This window comes from Lactobacillus sp. M44 (assembly GCF_058130005.1).
The window spans coordinates 1308804-1326585 of sequence record NZ_CM176707.1 but is presented as its reverse complement, the minus strand read 5'-3'; the positions used below and the strand labels follow the sequence as shown (position 1 = coordinate 1326585).

Genomic DNA, 17782 nt, shown 5'->3' with positions numbered 1-17782 from the left:
CATTGCTTAGGTGAACTCATTTTTTAACGATTTTCATGTAAAAATGTATCGACTATTTTTTGTCTCATTGTTAAGAATATTTGGTTATGACCGCTAGGGTGGATGCGATTGGTTAAAACAATTAATCCAGACTTTGAAAAGCGATCTAATAAGACAAATGTACCAGTAAATCCAGTATGATAAATTAAAGGATGTTGATCAACTGGGTCAAAACATAAATCCCATCCCCAAGATCTTGGGTGCACATTTCCAATAGTTTTAATATCAAATAGTTGAGACAGTGTATCTTGTTTTAAAGGCAAGTAATTATTCTTTGTTCCAATGTAAGACTGCGATAATTTGATAATGTCATCTAAAGTACCAAACATTCCTGCAGAACCGCAATCAGCTTTTAAAATCCTGGCTTTTGGATCATGAACTACTCCTTGTAAAATATGACCATTGACATAGGCTGTTGGGATGCTGTCTTGGGCATTAGGGTAAAAAGTTAAGTTATTATAAGGCATTTTTTCGATAATCTGCGTATTAATAACATTTTGCACTGGACTATGGAAAATCTTTTTTAAAATTAATCCTAATAAAATAAAATTGGTGTCAGCATAGCGCATCTTTGTTTCAAATTCATCTGTTACAGGCAAATTAATTATTGATGAAATTAGCTGGTTGCGAGTTAATTCATCACGATGAGGAATCCAACCTCTGATGCCACTTGTGTGTGTTAATAAATGAATGATTCTGACCCTTGAATCTTTAAATTCTGGAATATATTGTTGGATAGGTTCAGTAAAGTTTAATTGTCCATCTTGATATAGCTTTAAAAATACATTTGTAGTTCCAAAAACTTTAGTTAAACTAGCCAAATCATAATTAAAAAAAGGACTAAGTTGCTTTGTTGTGGGTAATAAGCTTTCCCAACCTGTGGTTGAACAAAAGACTTGATCATTATGTATTAATGCGTAATTAACTCCAGGAACGATTCTTTGAGTTAACATACTTTCTATTAAATGTTTTGTACGAAAAAATTTTATCATTTTAATTCTCTCCACTTAAACAATACCCAACTATTGACTAGAAAACAACTTGACAGCAACAATTTTATCAAGCATAATGACTATTGTTGAATTTGCCCGTTGGTCAAATGGTTAAGACGCCACCCTCTCAAGGTGGAGTTACGAGTTCAATTCTCGTACGGGTGATTTTACTGTGATGTAGCCAAATTGGTAAGGCAGTGGACTCTGAATCCATAATGTTTCGGTTCGAACCCGGACATCACAATAAACAAATAGCGTTAACTACGATTCGTAATTAACGCTATTTTTATATACTAAATCCCAGCTTTAATAATTTTTTGTTCAGCCATGGTTTTTCTTAAAGCAAGCATTGCTGTATAAGTTGCAAGGATATAAATCTTTTTAGTAGGTGCATTTTTTAATTCATTAATTAATGCGGAATAGTCAGAATTAATTTGCATTTTACCAGGATCAAATCCAGCCACTTCTAATCTGAATGCCATGTCGTGGAACCTTTGCCCTCCAACGTAAATTTGTTTAATTTTTGACTTATTTAATTTTTCAAAATTACCATCCCAGATCCAGCTTGTATCAATTCCATCAGCATGTTGTGCATTAAGCAAGGCAGCTAGACTATAATCATCTTTTTCAGTATTTAATAAACTTAATACTTCATTTAAGCCAACAGGATTTTTGACCAAAATCAAATTAATTTCTTTATCTGCTAATTTAATTAATTCTTGTCGTCCAAAAATTCGCTTATTTTCACTAAAGGCAGTTTTTATTTGATTATCACTAATGCCGAATTCTTTGGCAACTGAAAAGGCAGCTAATGCATTATAGATATTATAAGTACCACCAATATTTATTGAAAATGGGTTATTATCGATTGAAAATGAAATTGAATTTGGAGTTTGTTCAGTAATTTTATCTAAAGTATATTTCAATTCTGGACGATGAAATCCACAATTAGGGCAGAAAAAATCTCCTAAATTGGCATAAGAAATTTCATGATAATGCAAAATATGATTACAAATAGGGCACAAGACACCATCTGTATTAACATCTGCTTTGATGTCGACATTTTTTGAATCATTATTTTCAAAACCATAAAAGACTTTTGGATTAGGTAATTTGACTGAGGAAAATATACTGTCATCTCCATTAGCAATAACTTTAGCAGCAGGCTCTAGTTTAATCCCTGCTAAAATTTTGCCATAAGTAGTGTAAATTTCTCCATATCGATCCATTTGATCACGAAAAATATTAGTTAATACAAAAGCGCTTGGATGCAATAACTCTGTAACTTTTTTGACGTTTGCTTCGTCTACTTCTAAGACTGCAATTTTTTTAGAACCTTTACTAGGATGAGCTAAAAAAGCAGTTACAATTCCTTGTTGCATGTTGCTGCCAGAAGGATTAGTCAATATATCCCCATATTTTTTACGCAATGCTTCTACAATTAGTGCAGTAGTCATAGTTTTACCATTAGTGCCAGTTACTATGATTGTTTCATAATCATGGGCTAATTTTTGCAACACTTCTGGATCAATTTTCATCGCTAATTTTCCAGGAAAGCTGGACCCTCCTTTAAATATATTATGTAAAACCCAGTAAGCTGATTTACCTGAGATTTTTGCAAAAGATGACTTAATACTCATAATTATCCCTTTCTTTAAATGCTAGCTTTAACTATAGCATAGAGCAAAAAATAAAACGATAGTGATGTCCTTGACTACATTTTTTTAAAAATTACTTTATACTATATAAGCGAACTATTTTTTAAGGAAGATGTTTTATGGCTCAATTATTTTTTCATTATGGTGCAATGAGTAGTGGTAAAACTATTGAAATATTGAAAGTTGCCCATAATTATGAAGCCCAAGGTCGTAAAATCGCACTTATGACTAGTGGACTTGATGACAGAACTGCTGTAGGTACGATTGCTTCTAGAATTGGATTACATAGACATGCAACACCAATCAGTTCAGAAATGAATGTTTATGAATATGTAAAAGATTTAAGTGAAAAAGATCGCCAGCAAGGTGATGGAAAAGTTGCATGTGTATTAATTGATGAAGCCCAATTTTTGGAGCGACACCATGTATTAGAATGTGCAAAAATTGTTGATGAGTTAAATATCCCTGTAATGACTTTTGGATTAAAAAACGATTTTCAAAATCATTTGTTTGAGGGAAGCGAAAATTTATTAATATTTGCAGATAAAATTGAAGAGATGAAAACAATTTGTCATTACTGCGGACGTAAAGCAATAATGAATTTGAGAATTAATGAAGGACAGCCTATTTATACTGGTGAACAGGTGCAAATTGGTGGGGATGAATCATATTATCCAGTTTGTCGTTTTCATTATTTTCATCCTGGAGAAAAAAGATAAAGAAAGGATTATATAATGGATAAAGTGATGGCACAACTTGAAGGATTGGTCACCAGATATGAAGAGATTCAAGAATTAATGGCTGATCCTGAAGTAATTAATGACACTAAACGCTATATGGAAATCTCAAAAGAAGAGGCTGATATGCGTGAAGTCGTGCAAAAATATCGTCGTTTTGAAGAAGTAATCAAGGAAATCAAAGGTAATGATGAAATAATTGCGAATGAATCAGACAAAGATCTAATTGATTTGGCAAAAGCTGAAAATAATGATTTACATGCCGAAAAAGATGAATTAGAAGATCAGATCAAAATATTAATGCTTCCAAAAGACCCTAATGATGATAAAGATATTATTATGGAAATTAGAGGAGCTGCTGGTGGAGATGAAGCATCATTATTTGCTGCTGATTTGCTTAGAATGTACGAAAAATATGCTGAAAAAGAGAATTGGAATGTTTCAGTAGTTGATAGCGAACCTACAGAAGTTGGCGGTTATAAACGTGTTGCAATTATGATTACTGGTGACAATGTTTATTCAAAATTAAAATATGAAAATGGAGCGCATCGTGTTCAAAGAGTTCCAGTTACTGAATCACAAGGTCGTGTTCATACTTCTACCGCAACTGTAGCGGTAATGCCAGAATATGAACAAGTTGATATTGATATTGATCCAAAAGATATCAGAACCGATGTATATCGCTCTAGTGGTGCTGGTGGACAGCATATTAACAAAACTTCTAGTGCTGTTAGATTAACTCACTTGCCAACTGGAATTGTAGTTGCTATGCAAGATCAAAGATCTCAACAGCAAAATAGAGCTAAAGCAATGGAAATCTTAAAATCCCGTGTTTATGATTTTTATGAAAGCCAAAATCAAGCTAGCTATGATGCAGAAAGAAAAAGTGCAGTTGGTACAGGGGATCGCTCTGAACGAATTAGAACTTATAATTATCCGCAAAATCGTGTAACAGATCACCGAATTGGTTTAACTTTAAACAAATTGGATCGTATTATGAATGGTGATCTTGATGAAATTATTGATGCATTAATTTTGCATTATCAAACACAACAATTGGAAGAATTAGCTGATGGAAATGTCTAATAATATTAACGAATTAACAATCTGGGCACAAAAAAAGGCTCCAGATGTAAAAAAAGATGATCTAAATCATGTTTTAGCCGAAAGGTTAGGACTAACACCTAGTCAATTTTTACTTGAAAAAGATCGAAAAATCACAGATGAAGAATTTAATCAAATCAAAAAAGACATCAAGAAATTAAATCGAGGAGATTCTCCGCAATACGTTTTAGGATATGCTTGGTTTTTAGGATATAAAATCCAAGTCAAAAAAGGAGTTTTAATACCAAGATTTGAGACTGAAGAATTAGTAACTTGGGCATTTAAACATTTAAAATCCGGGATGAAAGTTTTAGATCTAGGAACAGGCTCTGGTGCAATTAGTGTAGCTTTATTAAAAGAAGTTGCAAAAAAAGATATTAAAGATATTACTTTATATGCTAGTGATATTACCGATGAAGCATTGCGCACTAGTGAAGAGAACTTTTTAAATTATGATTTAGATGTAATTGTACGAAAGGCTAATATATTAATTGGCCTTGAAAAATTTGATATGATTATCTCTAATCCACCTTATATAAAAGAATCAGAAAAAGATTTGATGGATAAAAATGTTTTAGCAAATGAACCTAAAGAAGCTTTATTCGGCGGAAAAGATGGCCTAAATTTTTATCGAAAATTTGCATCACAAATCAGAGATCATTTAAATTCTCATGGCCAATTCTTTTTGGAATTTGGTTTTGCTGAAAAGCAAGAATTAACACAATTATTTGAAACAGAATTACCTGATTTTGATATTGAATTTAAAAATGATTTGGCAGGTAAACCAAGAATGGTATATGGAAAGTGGCAAAGATAAAAATAATGGAAACAAAGATTTTAACAAAAAATCAACTAGATGAAGCTGTTTCTATGCTCAAAAATGGTGAATTAGTGGCTTTTCCCACAGAAACTGTGTATGGATTAGGGGCACTTGCAACTGATGAACAAGCAGTGAAAAAAGTGTATCAAGCAAAAGGTCGACCAAGTGATAATCCTTTAATCGTCACTGTTTCTAATGAAAAAATGATGTCACAATATGCTAAAAAAATACCTGAATCTGCACAAAAATTAATTGATAAATTTTGGCCAGGTCCATTAACTTTGTTATTATTTGTAAAAAAAGATACTTTGCCAACTGCTGTTACGGGTGGATTAGATACTGTCGCATTTAGGTGTCCAGATGATCAATTGACTCATGACTTAATTGAAAAATTGGGCAAGCCAATTGTAGGCCCATCTGCAAATACTTCAACTAAGCCTTCTCCTACAACTGCGATGCATGTATATCATGATATGAAAGGTAAAATTGCAGGTATTATTGATGGTGGAAATACAAGAGTCGGATTAGAATCTACAATTATTGATTTGACGGTATCACAACCAATCGTTTTAAGACCTGGAGAAATTACGCCTGAACAATTAAGTGGAGTTTTAGGTGAAAAAGTATTAATTAATACAGGAAAAGTAGGAGATAGCAGTGTGCCAAAAGCGCCTGGAATGAAATATCGTCACTATGCTCCTAGTGCTCCTGTAATTGTTGTAGATAATCCTAATGATTTTACAAAAATTAAAATTAATGAAAATATCGGAGTTGCTGCATTGAATGATGTTATTGATTCTTTGCATTTATCTAAAGAAAATAGATACAATTTAGGTAATAATTTACAAGATGCAGATCATAATTTATTTAGCGCATTGCGATATTTTGATGGTGAAGACAAGATTCAACAAATCTATGTTCAAGGATTTAATGATGGTCAAAAGTCACTTGCGTATATGAATCGTCTAAATAAAGCAGCCGCTGGAAAACATTTATAATAAATTTAAAGGCTAAAGGTTTAAACCTTTGGCTTTTTTGATTAAAATAGATACGATAGTAATTATTTTAGGAGGTTATTATGGGAAAGTTTACTGTATTGAATCATCCATTGATTCAGCATAAATTGACGATTATTCGTAAAAAAGACACTGGAACTAACGAATTTCGTCAGATTGTCGGAGAAATTGGTGGTTTAATGGTCTATGAAATGACACGTGATTTACCATTGAAAAATGTTGAAATTGAAACACCAATTGGCAAAACTGTACAAAAAGAACTTGCTGGTAAAAAACTAGTGATCGTACCTATTTTGAGAGCTGGACTTGGCATGGTTGATGGGGTATTACAGATGATCCCATCTGCTAAAGTTGGTCATATTGGAATGTACCGTGATGAAGAAACTTTAAAGCCGCATGAATACTTTTTCAAAATGCCTAAAGATATTGAAGATCGGCAAGCTATTATTGTTGATCCAATGTTGGCTACTGGTGGATCTGCAAATATGGCAATTGAAGCTTTGAAAAAACGTGGTGCTAAGAATATTCGTTTAGCTGTATTAGTTGCAGCACCAGAAGGTGTAAAAGCTGTGCAAGAAGCTAATCCAGATGTTGATATTTACGCTGCTGCCGAAGATGAGAAATTAATGCCTAATGGTTACATTTATCCAGGATTAGGTGATGCAGGAGATAGATTATTTGGTACCAAATAATTAATATTTACTAATAAGTTTAAAGTGTTTTGTAATTTTAATGCTTATGGTGGTAAAATGTTGATTGTGTTTGAGATATTAAGCACAAGAGAGGAGGTCACATAGTGGGTGAGAAATCTATAGTCGTTAAGAATGTTTTAGGTTTGAACTTTAATGTTACTAATATTGTTGGTGGTACTTTAGTAGCATTATTTGTTGCTTTTCTAGTAATATATCTATCAAGAAAAGTCGAAATGAAACCTAACAAAAAACAAAATCTTCTAGAATATATGATTAATTTTACAGATCAAATTGTAAATGATAATGTTCCAGATCCTGATGCCCAAAAACATTTGTCATTATATGCATTTACTTTATTTATGTTCATATTTATGATGAACCAATTGGGAATGTTTTTTGAATTTTCAATTAACGATCATATCCTTGTTAAATCACCTACAGCCAGTCCCTTAATTACGATGACGTTAGCAATGATGACATTGTTATTATCGTATAATTTTGGGATGCAACGCTTTGGTGTTGGCGGATATTTCCGCAATTATGCTGGACCTGTTAGTTTTTTGCTTCCAATTAACATCATGGAAGAATTTACAAATTTCTTAACTTTGTCCTTGCGTTTATACGGAAATATCTATGCTGGTGAAGTTTTATTGACCTTGTTGGGAAGTAGACTTGCACCTAGTTATGGAATTGTTACGACGATTTTGTCAGCACCGCTGACAATGATTTGGCAGGGCTTCTCAGTATTTATTGGCTCTATCCAAGCATATGTTTTTGTGACTCTATCGATGGTTTACATCGGCAGAAAAGTTACGACAGAATAAATTTTTCGGAGGTTTTGATATGCAAGAAGGATTAAAATATTTAGCTTCTGCTGTTGCAGCCGCTGTTGCTGCTTTGGCCGCATCATGGGGTAACGGTAAAGTTATTAGTAAGACGATTGAAAGTATGGCACGTCAACCAGAAAGTGCTGGTAATTTAAGATCAACCATGTTTATTGGTGTTGGTTTGATTGAAGCCGTACCTATTTTGGCAGTTGTTGTTGCATTCTTGATTTTATTCTTATAATATTTGGGCAAAAACTGCTTATTTATTATAGAAAGGTGAGAGATCATGATGCATTCAGTTATGTATGCTGCCTTAAAATTAGAATTAGGCGACACATTATATTATCTACTTCTCTTTGCTTTTCTTCTTTTAATTGTTAAGCATTTTGCTTGGGGACCTGTTACAGAAATGATGGAAAAGCGTCGACAAAAAGTTATCGACGATTTAGATCATGCAGCTAGTGACAGAAAAAAAGCAGAAACTTTGGCAAATGAAAGAGAAGCTGCTTTGAAAGATTCAAGGCAAGAAGCAACGCAAATTTTGACTACTGCAAAATCTAATGCTGAAGCTACTAAAAAAGAAATTATTGAAGATGCCAATACAAAGGCTGCAGATATTCATAAAAAAGCTCAAGATGATGCTGCAAAAGCAAAATCACAGGCTTTAAAACAAGCACAGCAACAGGTTGCAGACTTATCAGTAACAATTGCAGAAAAAGTAATTTCAAAGAATTTGTCTGTTAGTGATCAAAAAGATTTAGTCGATCAATTTATTAAGGGGTTGAGTGACTAATGGCTTTAAGTAGAGAAGAAATTGGTACACGATATGGAGTTGCTTTGTTTGGCTTTGCGCAAGATACTAATTCATTAGACAAAGTCGAACAAGAAATTTTAGTTTTAAAACAAGTCGCAATTGAAAATCCCAAGATGATCAGTTATTTAGCTGATCCAGTTTTAAATTTGGATGAAAAACAAAAGTTTTTAAAACAAATTACTAACAATTTCTCTGAAGAAATACAGGAATTTTTAAATTTACTTCTTGAATATAATCGATTTGATGATTTACTTTTGATTATTGATAAGTTTTTAGATTTATACAATGAGTCTAAAGGCTTTGCCTTAGGGCAAGCAATAACCGCAGTAAAATTAGATGATAAGCAATTAGCTAAGTTAGAAAAAACATATGCTGACAAATATCATTACAATAAATTAAAACTAGAAAATGAAGTTGATCCAGAAATTATTGGTGGAGTAATTTTAAAAGTTGCAGATCAATATATTGATGGTTCAATAAAAACTAAGTTAAACAAAATTCGGGCACAATTAATAAATAATGAATAAAAGAGGTGAAACCATTGAGCATAAAAGCAGAAGAAATTAGCTCATTAATTAAAAAACAACTTGAACACTTTGACAATAAATTAAATATTGAAGAAGTTGGAGTTGTAACATATATTGGTGACGGTATTGCTAGAGCACATGGTTTAAATAATGTTCTGGCCAACGAACTTCTTGCCTTTGATAATGGTTCATACGGTATTGCTCAAAACCTAGAAACTAATGATGTTGGTATTATCATTTTAGGTAATTATGACAACATTCGTGAAGGTGACCAAGTTAAGCGAACTGGGAAAATTATGGAAGTCCCAGTTGGCAAAGAACTAATTGGTCGAGTTGTTAACCCATTAGGTCAACCAGTGGATGGTTTAGGTGAAATAAAAACTGATAAAACTCGTCCTATTGAATCTCCAGCACCTGGAGTTATGGATCGTCAGTCAGTTAACCAACCTCTTCAAACTGGTATTAAAGCTATTGATGCTTTAGTTCCTATTGGTCGTGGACAGCGTGAGTTAATTATTGGTGACCGTAAAACTGGTAAGACTAGTTTAGCAATTGATACTATTTTGAACCAAAAAGGGCAAGATGTTATTTGTATTTATGTTGCTATTGGTCAAAAAGAATCAACTGTTAGAAGCCAAGTTCAAACTTTAAAACAATTTGGCGCAATGGATTACACAATTGTAGTAGAAGCAGGCCCTAGTGAACCAGCTCCAATGCTATATATTGCTCCATATGCAGGAACTGCTATGGGTGAGGAATTTATGTACAATGGAAAGGATGTAATGATTGTCTTTGATGATTTATCAAAGCAAGCTGTTGCTTATCGTGAACTTTCCTTATTGCTTCGTCGTCCACCTGGTCGTGAAGCTTATCCTGGTGATGTATTTTACTTACATTCTCGTTTACTAGAGCGTAGTGCAAAGTTAAATGATAAATTGGGTGGCGGTTCACTAACTGCTTTACCAATTATCCAAACCGAAGCAGGAGACATTTCCGCATATATTCCAACTAATGTAATTTCAATTACTGATGGTCAGATTTTCTTGCAAAGTGATTTATTCTTTGCAGGAACTCGACCAGCTATTGATGCCGGAGCTTCAGTATCTCGTGTTGGTGGTGCTGCACAAGTTAAAGCAATGAAAAAAGTTGCTGGTACATTGCGTGTGGATTTGGCATCATATCGAGAATTGGAAAGTTTCGCTCAGTTTGGTAGTGACTTAGACCAAGCTACTCAAGCAAAATTGAGTCGTGGTCGTAGAACAGTTGAAGTGTTAAAACAACCATTACATAAACCATTGCCTGTTGAACAACAAGTATTAATATTGTATGCATTGACACATGGTTTTTTAGATGCAATTCCAGTAGAAGATATTAGTCGATATGAATCTGAATTGACTGATAATTTTGAATCTAATCACAATGAATTGTTAAAGCAAATTCATGATACTGGTGATTTACCAGATGAAAATGATTTAGATTCTGCACTAAAAGAGTTTAATGAAGGTTTTACACCAAGTAAGAAATAGGAGGTAGATTAAATGCCTGCTTCTTTACTTGAACTAAAGAAAAAAATTGCTTCTGTAAAGCAAACTGGTAAAATTACGCAAGCTATGCGAATGGTTTCAGCAGCTAAGCTAAATCAAACAGAAAAAAAGGATAAAGGCTATTCAATTTATAGTGATAAGTTGCGTGAAACTGTATCGCGTTTGATGAGTTCACAAGTTGTAGACTATTTAAGGGATGCAAATCTAGAACCTGATCAAAATAATGTTGATAAAATTGATTATGCTGATGTCTTTGGTTTAGGAATTATTTCAGATATGGTTCGTACGAGAGATGAGATTAAAAGTACTGGTTATTTAGTTATAACAGGCGATCGAGGCTTGGTTGGATCATATAACTCATCTGTTATTAAAAATATGATGAGTTTGTTTGAGGATTCTAAAGCTGAAAATAAAGATGTTAAGATTTTAGCTATTGGTAGTGTTGGAGCACAATTTTTCAAAAAAAATAATTTGAATGTGGTTTATGAGCGTGCTGGAATTAGTGATGTACCTTCATACGAAGAAGTGTTACCAATCGTTTCAACAGCAATAAAAATGTATTTAAATGGAGTTTATGATGAATTATATGTTTGTTATACTCACCATGTAAATTCATTATCATCTATCTTCAGAGTTGAAAAAATGTTACCAATATCAGATTTAGATATTGGTGCTGATCAAGCAAAAGCTCATGAAGAATTGGAATACGATGTTGAACCAGACATTAATACAGTATTAAGTCACTTATTACCACAAGTTGCACGATCATTAATTTATGGAGCTATTTTAGATGCAAAAACTGCGGAACATGCAAGTTCAATGACTGCTATGCAAAGTGCATCTGATAATGCAGATGATTTAGTTTCCAGATTAACAATTCAAAAAAACCGTGCTAGACAAGCTCAAATTACTACTGAAATTACTGAAATTATTGGCGGAGCTAATGCGATTGAATAGTATGAAAAGGAGGTAGATAAAGTGAGTCAAGGTGAAATAGTGCAAGTTGTTGGACCTGTTGTTGATGTGCAGTTCCCAATTGATAAAAACTTGCCAGATATCAATAATGCTCTAAAAGTACATAAATCTGATACTCAAACAATTGTTTTAGAAGTAACCCTAGAACTTGGTGATGGTGTATTAAGATGTATTGCCATGGAATCTACCGATGGACTACGTCGTGGAATGAGTGTTGAAGACACTGGCGGCCCAATATCTGTTCCTGTAGGTAATGATACTTTAGGCCGTGTCTTTAATGTTTTAGGAGATACTATTGATAATGGTCCTAAATTTCCTAAGGATCATAGGCGTGATGGAATACATAAACAAGCACCTAAGTATTCTGATTTAACAACAAGTAGAGAAATTCTTGAAACTGGTATTAAAGTTATAGATTTGCTTGAACCATATTTGCGTGGTGGTAAAGTTGGTCTATTTGGAGGTGCTGGTGTTGGTAAGACTACTATTATTCAAGAGTTGATTCATAATATTGCTCAAGAACATGGTGGTATTTCCGTGTTTACTGGTGTTGGTGAAAGAACGCGTGAAGGAAATGACTTGTATTTTGAAATGAAAGCCTCAGGAGTTTTGGAAAAAACTGCAATGGTTTTTGGTCAAATGAATGAGCCACCTGGTGCGCGTATGCGTGTTGCATTAACTGGTTTAACAATTGCTGAATATTTTAGAGATGTTGAAGGACAAGATGTTTTGTTGTTCATTGACAATATCTTTAGATTTACTCAGGCTGGTTCTGAAGTATCTGCTTTGTTAGGTCGTATGCCTAGTGCTGTTGGTTATCAGCCAACTCTAGCAACAGAAATGGGTCAATTGCAAGAACGTATTACATCAACTAAGAAGGGATCAATTACTTCTATTCAAGCTGTTTATGTTCCTGCCGATGACTATACTGACCCAGCACCTGCAACAACATTTGCTCACTTGGATGCAACTACTAACTTGGAACGTAGTCTTGTAGAACAAGGTATTTATCCAGCTGTTGATCCACTTGAATCAACTTCAAGTGCATTGGCACCAGAAGTAGTTGGACAAGAGCACTATGAAGTTGCTATGCAAGTCCAGCATATCTTGCAGAGATATCATGAATTACAAGATATCATTTCAGTTTTAGGTATGGATGAATTATCTGACGAAGAAAAAGTAATAGTTTCAAGAGCTCGTAAAATCCAGTTTTTCTTGTCACAAAACTTCTTTGTTGCTGAACAATTTACTGGAGTTCCTGGTTCATATGTACCAATTAAAGAAACTATCAAAGGCTTCAAGATGATATTAGATGGTCATTTAGATGATTTGCCTGAAGATTCATTTAGAGGTGTTGGTCCAATAGAAGATGTTTTGAAAAAAGCCAAGTCTATGGGTGTAACCCCGAATGATCCGCAAGCACGTGCTTTACTTGCTGAAAAGTAAGGTGGTAGCGTATGGCTGAACAAGAAAAACTTTTAAGAGTTGAAATAGTTACTCCAGCAGGAATTATTTATTCACATAGAAGTAGCTTTGTTGCAATGCGTGCTATAGATGGTGATCGTGCGATTATGTATGACCATTTACCATTATTAACTCCACTTGCTATTGGGGAAGTTAGAGTTAAGCGTTCCAAAGAAATGAATGAAAAAATGGATCATATTGCTGTTAATGGTGGTTATATTGAATTTTCTAATAATGTAGCTACTATACTAGCAGATTCTGCTGAACGTGCTAGAAATATTGATGTTGATCGTGCCATAGCTGCAAAAGCTCGAGCTGAACAACATATTGCTCAAGCACGCAAAGAAAAGAATACACAATCATTCGATCGTGCAGAAATTGCTTTGCAAAGAGCTCTGAATAGAATTAATGTCCATAAAGCTTTGGGCAATTAATAAGTAAAACGAACGCAAATTGCGTTCGTTTTTTTGAAAAAAAGAAAGAAATTATGAAACAAATAGGCATACATGCACTAATAAGTATTTTTATATATTTGGTGACTATAGGATTATCATTTCAAAGTATCAAAGCTTTAAATATCGAAAAACTTTTACGCAAAAATCATATATTTGAATCCCAAATTTTATTATTATTTATTGCAATTGCATTGGGATTTTTAGTAGGAAATTTTATAATTACTTTTATTGATACTTCTATACAATTAAGCAATTTCTTTTGATCTTTTATTAAGTACTTGTAAAATCAAAGAATTATAAGAACAAGTATGGTATAATTTTTCGTGATAAATTACGGAGGGAATACTCGTGGCAAGAGATATTGGAATAGACTTAGGAACAGCAAATGTTCTGATTTATGTATCAGGTAAAGGTATTGTATTAAATGAACCTTCTGTTGTTGCTATTAATACAAATAATAATGAAGTTGTAGCTGTTGGATCACAAGCATATAGTATGGTTGGTAGAACTCCTGGAAATATTAGAGTTATACGCCCACTCAAAAATGGTGTAATTGCAGATTTTGATATTACTGAAGCAATGCTTAGCTATTTTATTGAAAAATTAAATGTAAAAGGATTTTTATCAAAGCCTAACATTTTAATTTGTGCACCTACTGGTGTCACCTCGATTGAACAAAAGGCTATTATTCAAGCTGCTGAAAAATCAGGTGGGGGTAAGGTATATCTTGACTTTGAACCTAAAGTTGCAGCTGTTGGTGCAGGGCTTGATATTTTTAAGCCCCAAGGTAATATGGTCATTGATATAGGTGGTGGAACCACTGATATTGCTGTATTGTCTATGGGCGAAATTGTTACAGCTAAGTCTGTTCGTTGGGCTGGTGATAAGATGAATCAGTCCATTGTGAACTATATTAAAAACAAGCATAATTTGTTAATTGGAGCTAGAACTGCTGAACAAATTAAGATTGAAATTGGTTCTGCATTTGAACCAGATCCTGAAAAGACAATAACTGTTCGTGGTCGTGACATGGTTGATGGATTGCCTAAACAAACATCAGTTAGTGCACCAGAAATTCAAGAAGCATTACATGATGGGTTAATGTCAATTGTTGCAACAACTAAAGAAGTCTTAGAAAAAACTCCACCAGAGCTTTCTGCAGATATTGTAGATCGCGGAATCATGTTAACAGGTGGTGGTGCATTATTAGCAAATATGGATAAATTGATATCTTATTATTTACAAGTACCGGTATTAACAGCAGATGCACCATTAGAAGCAGTTGCATTAGGAACAGGTACTTTGTTAAAAAATATTGCTAAGCATGGAAGTCGTTAATAGTGAAAAAGGTATTAATTTGGATTGTTAAATTATATCAAAAAACTATTTCACCAATATTTCCTCCAAGCTGTAGATACTATCCAACATGTTCAACATATATGATCAATGCAATTAGTAAACATGGTGTTTTAAAAGGAAGTATTATGGGAATATTTCGTATTTTTAGGTGTAATCCTTTTGTTAGAGGGGGAGTAGATCCCGTTCCTGACTTTTTTACAATAAAAAGGAATCCACATCCAGAAAAGTATGAAGATCCAATTATTGCGGCAAAATTTCACTCAAAAAAATAGGAGAACTTAATGTCCAGAAAATTAGAAAACATTTCAATTGAAGTTAATGAATTAAAAGGAAAAACTCCTCCAACTTGGGAAGTTGTAATTCCTAGTAAAAAGGCAATTGGTACTATTGAAAAAATAGACGGTAAATATCGTGCTACTACGGCTAAATCAAATAATGTTTTATTTGCTAAAAGTTTAGAAAGTAGCATTAATGATTTATTATCATATTTTACTTTACATGAAAAATAAGTAGTGAGTTTTAATGGTACAAGTACAAAATAAAACGGATTTATATGATCGAATAGCATGGGGGATTGTTTGTCCCGTAGCAATACTAGCTATTATCAGTTTATATTCTATATGGGTAGCAGCAAGCCATGATTCAAATATGGGCAGTCCAACCAAGGCTGTATTAATACAAGCGTTATGGTATATTATTTCAATTGCATTTGTAATATTAATTATGCAATTTGATGCTGATCAACTGTTTAAGATTGCTCCTTATGCATATGCTGTTGGGATAATATTGTTAATTGCAATATTATTTTTGTATGATCGACAAGTATTCAGCGACACTGGCGCAAAAAGTTGGTTCAAATTAGGTCCTTTAACATTTCAGCCCTCAGAAGTTATGAAACCAGCATTCATATTAATGTTGGCAAGAGTCGTTCGAGAGCATAATCAAGAGTATGGGCATACAATCAAAAATGATTGGCTTTTGATCGGTAAAATTCTAATGTGGACTGCTCCTGTGGCTATTTTGTTAAAATTGCAAAATGATTTTGGAACAATGCTAGTATTTTTTGCCATTGTAGGTGGAGTTATTTTAGTATCAGGAATTAGTTGGAAAATTATTGTTCCAATGTATGGAATAATAATATTTTTAGCAACAACTGTGATCATATTAGTTACAACATCTTGGGGACAAGGAATATTAGGACATTTCTTTAGAGCATATCAATTCCAACGAATTAATTCCTGGCTAGATCCATCAGGAGATACTTCTAAAGGCGCTTATCAATTGTGGCAAAGTATGAAGGCAATTGGATCGGGACGAATGATGGGAATAGGTTTTGGAAGATCTAGTGTGTATGTTCCTGTTAGAACTTCAGATATGATTTTTTCAGTTGTAGGAGAGAGCTTTGGCTTTGTAGGTGGAGTGTTATTAATATTAATATATCTGTATTTAATTATTCAAATGGTAAAAATCACGTTTGAGACTAGAAATGCATTTTACTCATATATATCCACAGGTATTATAATGATGATTTTGTTTCACGTTTTTGAAAATATTGGCATGAGCATTGATTTATTACCACTTACAGGCATACCATTACCCTTTGTTTCACAAGGTGGATCTGCATTAATAGGTAATATGATTGGAATAGGATTAATACTATCAATGAAATACCATAATAAAGATTATATGTTCTCAACTGCTGGAGATTTTTAACCGTAAAAAAAAGCGATGTTTGCAAACATCGCTTTTTAATATGAAAAAATTAAAACTAAAAACTACTTATTTTTTTACGAATTACTAAAACGTCGCAATTTGCAGTTCTTGTAACAAATTCTGTTACACTACCGATTAATAAGCGTTCGACTGCGTTTAGTCCAGTTGCACCGACAACAATTAGGTCAATATGATGTTCTTTTGGAAAATCATGTGCAATTATCGTCTTTGGTGAACCAAATTCAATTGAAAAATGCACTTGTTTTACACCGGCTTTAATGGCACGGTCATAATATTCTTGCATTTTCTTTTTAGCATCATTTGAAACTTGTTCAACCATTGCTGAATCAAAACTAGATATATTTTGGAACGAACGCGTATCAATGACATGTAAGATTTCTAAAGTAGCTCCATTTTTTTGAGCAATTGCGACAGCTTGTTGAAAGGCCATATCAGCTTCTTTTGAACCATCAACGGCGATTTGTATATGTTGATATTGTTTGAACATTTTCTTACACCTCTTCCTACTAATATTTTACCAAATATTTCAATGATTACTCATTAATTTTTGTAATTGTTAATCCAAAAATTAACATAATTGCTGAGCCAAGAATTAAAGTGATTAAATTCAAATATTTATTATTTAAAAATAAAATAATTACGCCAATTATTGAAGTAATTATCAAACAAATACTTACAATAGTCATTAATCTTTGCATAGGTAGATTAAAAGTTGCATCGAATACCAAAAACTTAGTTTTATGCCTTCTCCAAATGTAATAAGCTGTTATTAACATAACGAAAATAAAAATAAGCATTATAATTTGAATGATCATATAAATTTCCTTAATAAAAAATCGACCCTTTTAGGATCGATTAGTAATTTTCAAAAAAATCCGAGTTGACACGATATGCATATAAGACGCTTGTTGAACCCGCAATGTTCAAGAATTAAGCCTGTATCGCAGTGAATATGGATCCCGAGTTAACGATATTCCGATTCAGTAGTTATTTACAAGCTCCCACGTCGTTAGTTTGATCGGTCA

General features: G+C 33.2%; 22 protein-coding genes and 2 tRNA genes. 20 read left to right on the top strand and 4 right to left on the bottom strand.

Features of this window, described 5'->3' with window-relative positions; translation table 11 throughout:
- Positions 1 to 23: 23 nt before the first annotated feature.
- The gene (locus tag AC38BG_RS06400) at positions 24 to 1031 is read right to left on the bottom strand and encodes a serine hydrolase domain-containing protein (protein ID WP_489937032.1); all 1008 of its coding nucleotides are present in this window, start codon (positions 1029 to 1031) and stop codon (positions 24 to 26) included.
- Between the two features lie 93 nt (positions 1032 to 1124).
- Here AC38BG_RS06400 and AC38BG_RS06395 point away from each other — a divergent pair.
- Together AC38BG_RS06395 and AC38BG_RS06390 are read left to right on the top strand one after the other, a co-directional pair.
- Positions 1125 to 1196, top strand: a tRNA-Glu gene (locus AC38BG_RS06395).
- A gap of 6 nt (positions 1197 to 1202) precedes the next feature.
- Positions 1203 to 1275 (top strand) — tRNA-Gln (locus tag AC38BG_RS06390).
- 49 nt (positions 1276 to 1324) lie between these two features.
- Here the strand turns inward: AC38BG_RS06390 and AC38BG_RS06385 are convergent.
- Positions 1325 to 2671 (bottom strand): MurT ligase domain-containing protein, encoded by a 1347-nt coding sequence (locus AC38BG_RS06385; protein ID WP_489937031.1) that lies wholly within the window; start codon positions 2669 to 2671, stop codon positions 1325 to 1327.
- 137 nt (positions 2672 to 2808) lie between these two features.
- Here AC38BG_RS06385 and AC38BG_RS06380 point away from each other — a divergent pair, with 137 nt between their 5' ends.
- The 18 genes from AC38BG_RS06380 (at position 2809) to AC38BG_RS06295 (ending at position 16736) form a co-directional block, all read left to right on the top strand.
- Entirely contained in the window at positions 2809 to 3408 is a 600-nt protein-coding gene (locus AC38BG_RS06380; RefSeq protein ID WP_489937030.1) for a thymidine kinase, read from the top strand.
- Between the two features lie 15 nt (positions 3409 to 3423).
- On the top strand, positions 3424 to 4512 hold the full coding sequence (prfA, locus tag AC38BG_RS06375; RefSeq protein ID WP_489937029.1) for a peptide chain release factor 1: 1089 nt from the start codon (positions 3424 to 3426) through the stop codon (positions 4510 to 4512).
- On the top strand, positions 4505 to 5347 hold the full coding sequence (gene prmC, locus AC38BG_RS06370; RefSeq protein ID WP_489937852.1) for a peptide chain release factor N(5)-glutamine methyltransferase: 843 nt from the start codon (positions 4505 to 4507) through the stop codon (positions 5345 to 5347). The genes prfA and prmC overlap by 8 nt, the downstream gene beginning before the upstream one ends.
- Positions 5348 to 5352: 5 nt before the next feature.
- Entirely contained in the window at positions 5353 to 6348 is a 996-nt protein-coding gene (locus AC38BG_RS06365; RefSeq protein ID WP_489937028.1) for an L-threonylcarbamoyladenylate synthase, read from the top strand.
- Positions 6349 to 6428: 80 nt separating this feature from the next.
- Positions 6429 to 7058 (top strand): uracil phosphoribosyltransferase, encoded by a 630-nt coding sequence (gene upp, locus AC38BG_RS06360; RefSeq protein ID WP_489937027.1) that lies wholly within the window; start codon positions 6429 to 6431, stop codon positions 7056 to 7058.
- A 104-nt stretch (positions 7059 to 7162) separates the two neighbouring features.
- Positions 7163 to 7882 (top strand): F0F1 ATP synthase subunit A, encoded by a 720-nt coding sequence (gene atpB, locus AC38BG_RS06355; protein ID WP_489937026.1) that lies wholly within the window; start codon positions 7163 to 7165, stop codon positions 7880 to 7882.
- A gap of 19 nt (positions 7883 to 7901) precedes the next feature.
- Positions 7902 to 8126: a F0F1 ATP synthase subunit C gene (atpE, locus tag AC38BG_RS06350; RefSeq protein ID WP_489937025.1), complete on the top strand. Its 225-nt coding sequence runs from the start codon at positions 7902 to 7904 to the stop codon at positions 8124 to 8126.
- A 45-nt stretch (positions 8127 to 8171) separates the two neighbouring features.
- Positions 8172 to 8678 (top strand): F0F1 ATP synthase subunit B, encoded by a 507-nt coding sequence (atpF, locus tag AC38BG_RS06345; RefSeq protein WP_489937024.1) that lies wholly within the window; start codon positions 8172 to 8174, stop codon positions 8676 to 8678.
- A complete protein-coding gene (atpH, locus tag AC38BG_RS06340; RefSeq protein WP_489937023.1) occupies positions 8678 to 9226 on the top strand; it encodes an ATP synthase F1 subunit delta in 549 nt (182 codons plus the stop codon). The genes atpF and atpH overlap by 1 nt, the downstream gene beginning before the upstream one ends.
- Positions 9227 to 9240: 14 nt before the next feature.
- The gene (gene atpA, locus AC38BG_RS06335; protein WP_489937022.1) at positions 9241 to 10752 is read left to right on the top strand and encodes a F0F1 ATP synthase subunit alpha; all 1512 of its coding nucleotides are present in this window, start codon (positions 9241 to 9243) and stop codon (positions 10750 to 10752) included.
- A 12-nt stretch (positions 10753 to 10764) separates the two neighbouring features.
- Positions 10765 to 11727 (top strand): F0F1 ATP synthase subunit gamma, encoded by a 963-nt coding sequence (locus tag AC38BG_RS06330; protein ID WP_489937021.1) that lies wholly within the window; start codon positions 10765 to 10767, stop codon positions 11725 to 11727.
- A 21-nt stretch (positions 11728 to 11748) separates the two neighbouring features.
- Positions 11749 to 13191 (top strand): F0F1 ATP synthase subunit beta, encoded by a 1443-nt coding sequence (gene atpD, locus AC38BG_RS06325; RefSeq protein ID WP_489937020.1) that lies wholly within the window; start codon positions 11749 to 11751, stop codon positions 13189 to 13191.
- A gap of 11 nt (positions 13192 to 13202) precedes the next feature.
- Positions 13203 to 13643 carry a F0F1 ATP synthase subunit epsilon gene (locus AC38BG_RS06320; protein WP_489937019.1) on the top strand — a complete coding sequence of 147 codons (441 nt, stop codon included), beginning with the start codon at positions 13203 to 13205 and terminating at the stop codon, positions 13641 to 13643.
- 53 nt (positions 13644 to 13696) lie between these two features.
- Positions 13697 to 13927 carry a DUF1146 family protein gene (locus AC38BG_RS06315; protein ID WP_489937018.1) on the top strand — a complete coding sequence of 77 codons (231 nt, stop codon included), beginning with the start codon at positions 13697 to 13699 and terminating at the stop codon, positions 13925 to 13927.
- A gap of 85 nt (positions 13928 to 14012) precedes the next feature.
- A complete protein-coding gene (locus AC38BG_RS06310) occupies positions 14013 to 15002 on the top strand; it encodes a rod shape-determining protein (protein ID WP_489937017.1) in 990 nt (329 codons plus the stop codon).
- A 2-nt stretch (positions 15003 to 15004) separates the two neighbouring features.
- Complete coding sequence (yidD, locus tag AC38BG_RS06305) at positions 15005 to 15295, top strand: membrane protein insertion efficiency factor YidD (protein WP_489937016.1); 291 nt, start codon at positions 15005 to 15007, stop codon at positions 15293 to 15295.
- Positions 15296 to 15304: 9 nt separating this feature from the next.
- On the top strand, positions 15305 to 15532 hold the full coding sequence (locus tag AC38BG_RS06300) for a DUF2969 domain-containing protein (protein ID WP_489937015.1): 228 nt from the start codon (positions 15305 to 15307) through the stop codon (positions 15530 to 15532).
- A 13-nt stretch (positions 15533 to 15545) separates the two neighbouring features.
- Entirely contained in the window at positions 15546 to 16736 is a 1191-nt protein-coding gene (locus tag AC38BG_RS06295; protein ID WP_489937014.1) for an FtsW/RodA/SpoVE family cell cycle protein, read from the top strand.
- Between the two features lie 55 nt (positions 16737 to 16791).
- Here the strand turns inward: AC38BG_RS06295 and AC38BG_RS06290 are convergent, their stop codons facing one another.
- Positions 16792 to 17244: a universal stress protein gene (locus AC38BG_RS06290; protein WP_489937013.1), complete on the bottom strand. Its 453-nt coding sequence runs from the start codon at positions 17242 to 17244 to the stop codon at positions 16792 to 16794.
- A 46-nt stretch (positions 17245 to 17290) separates the two neighbouring features.
- Positions 17291 to 17572 carry a hypothetical protein gene (locus tag AC38BG_RS06285; RefSeq protein WP_489937012.1) on the bottom strand — a complete coding sequence of 94 codons (282 nt, stop codon included), beginning with the start codon at positions 17570 to 17572 and terminating at the stop codon, positions 17291 to 17293.
- Between the last annotated feature and the right edge of the window lie 210 nt (positions 17573 to 17782).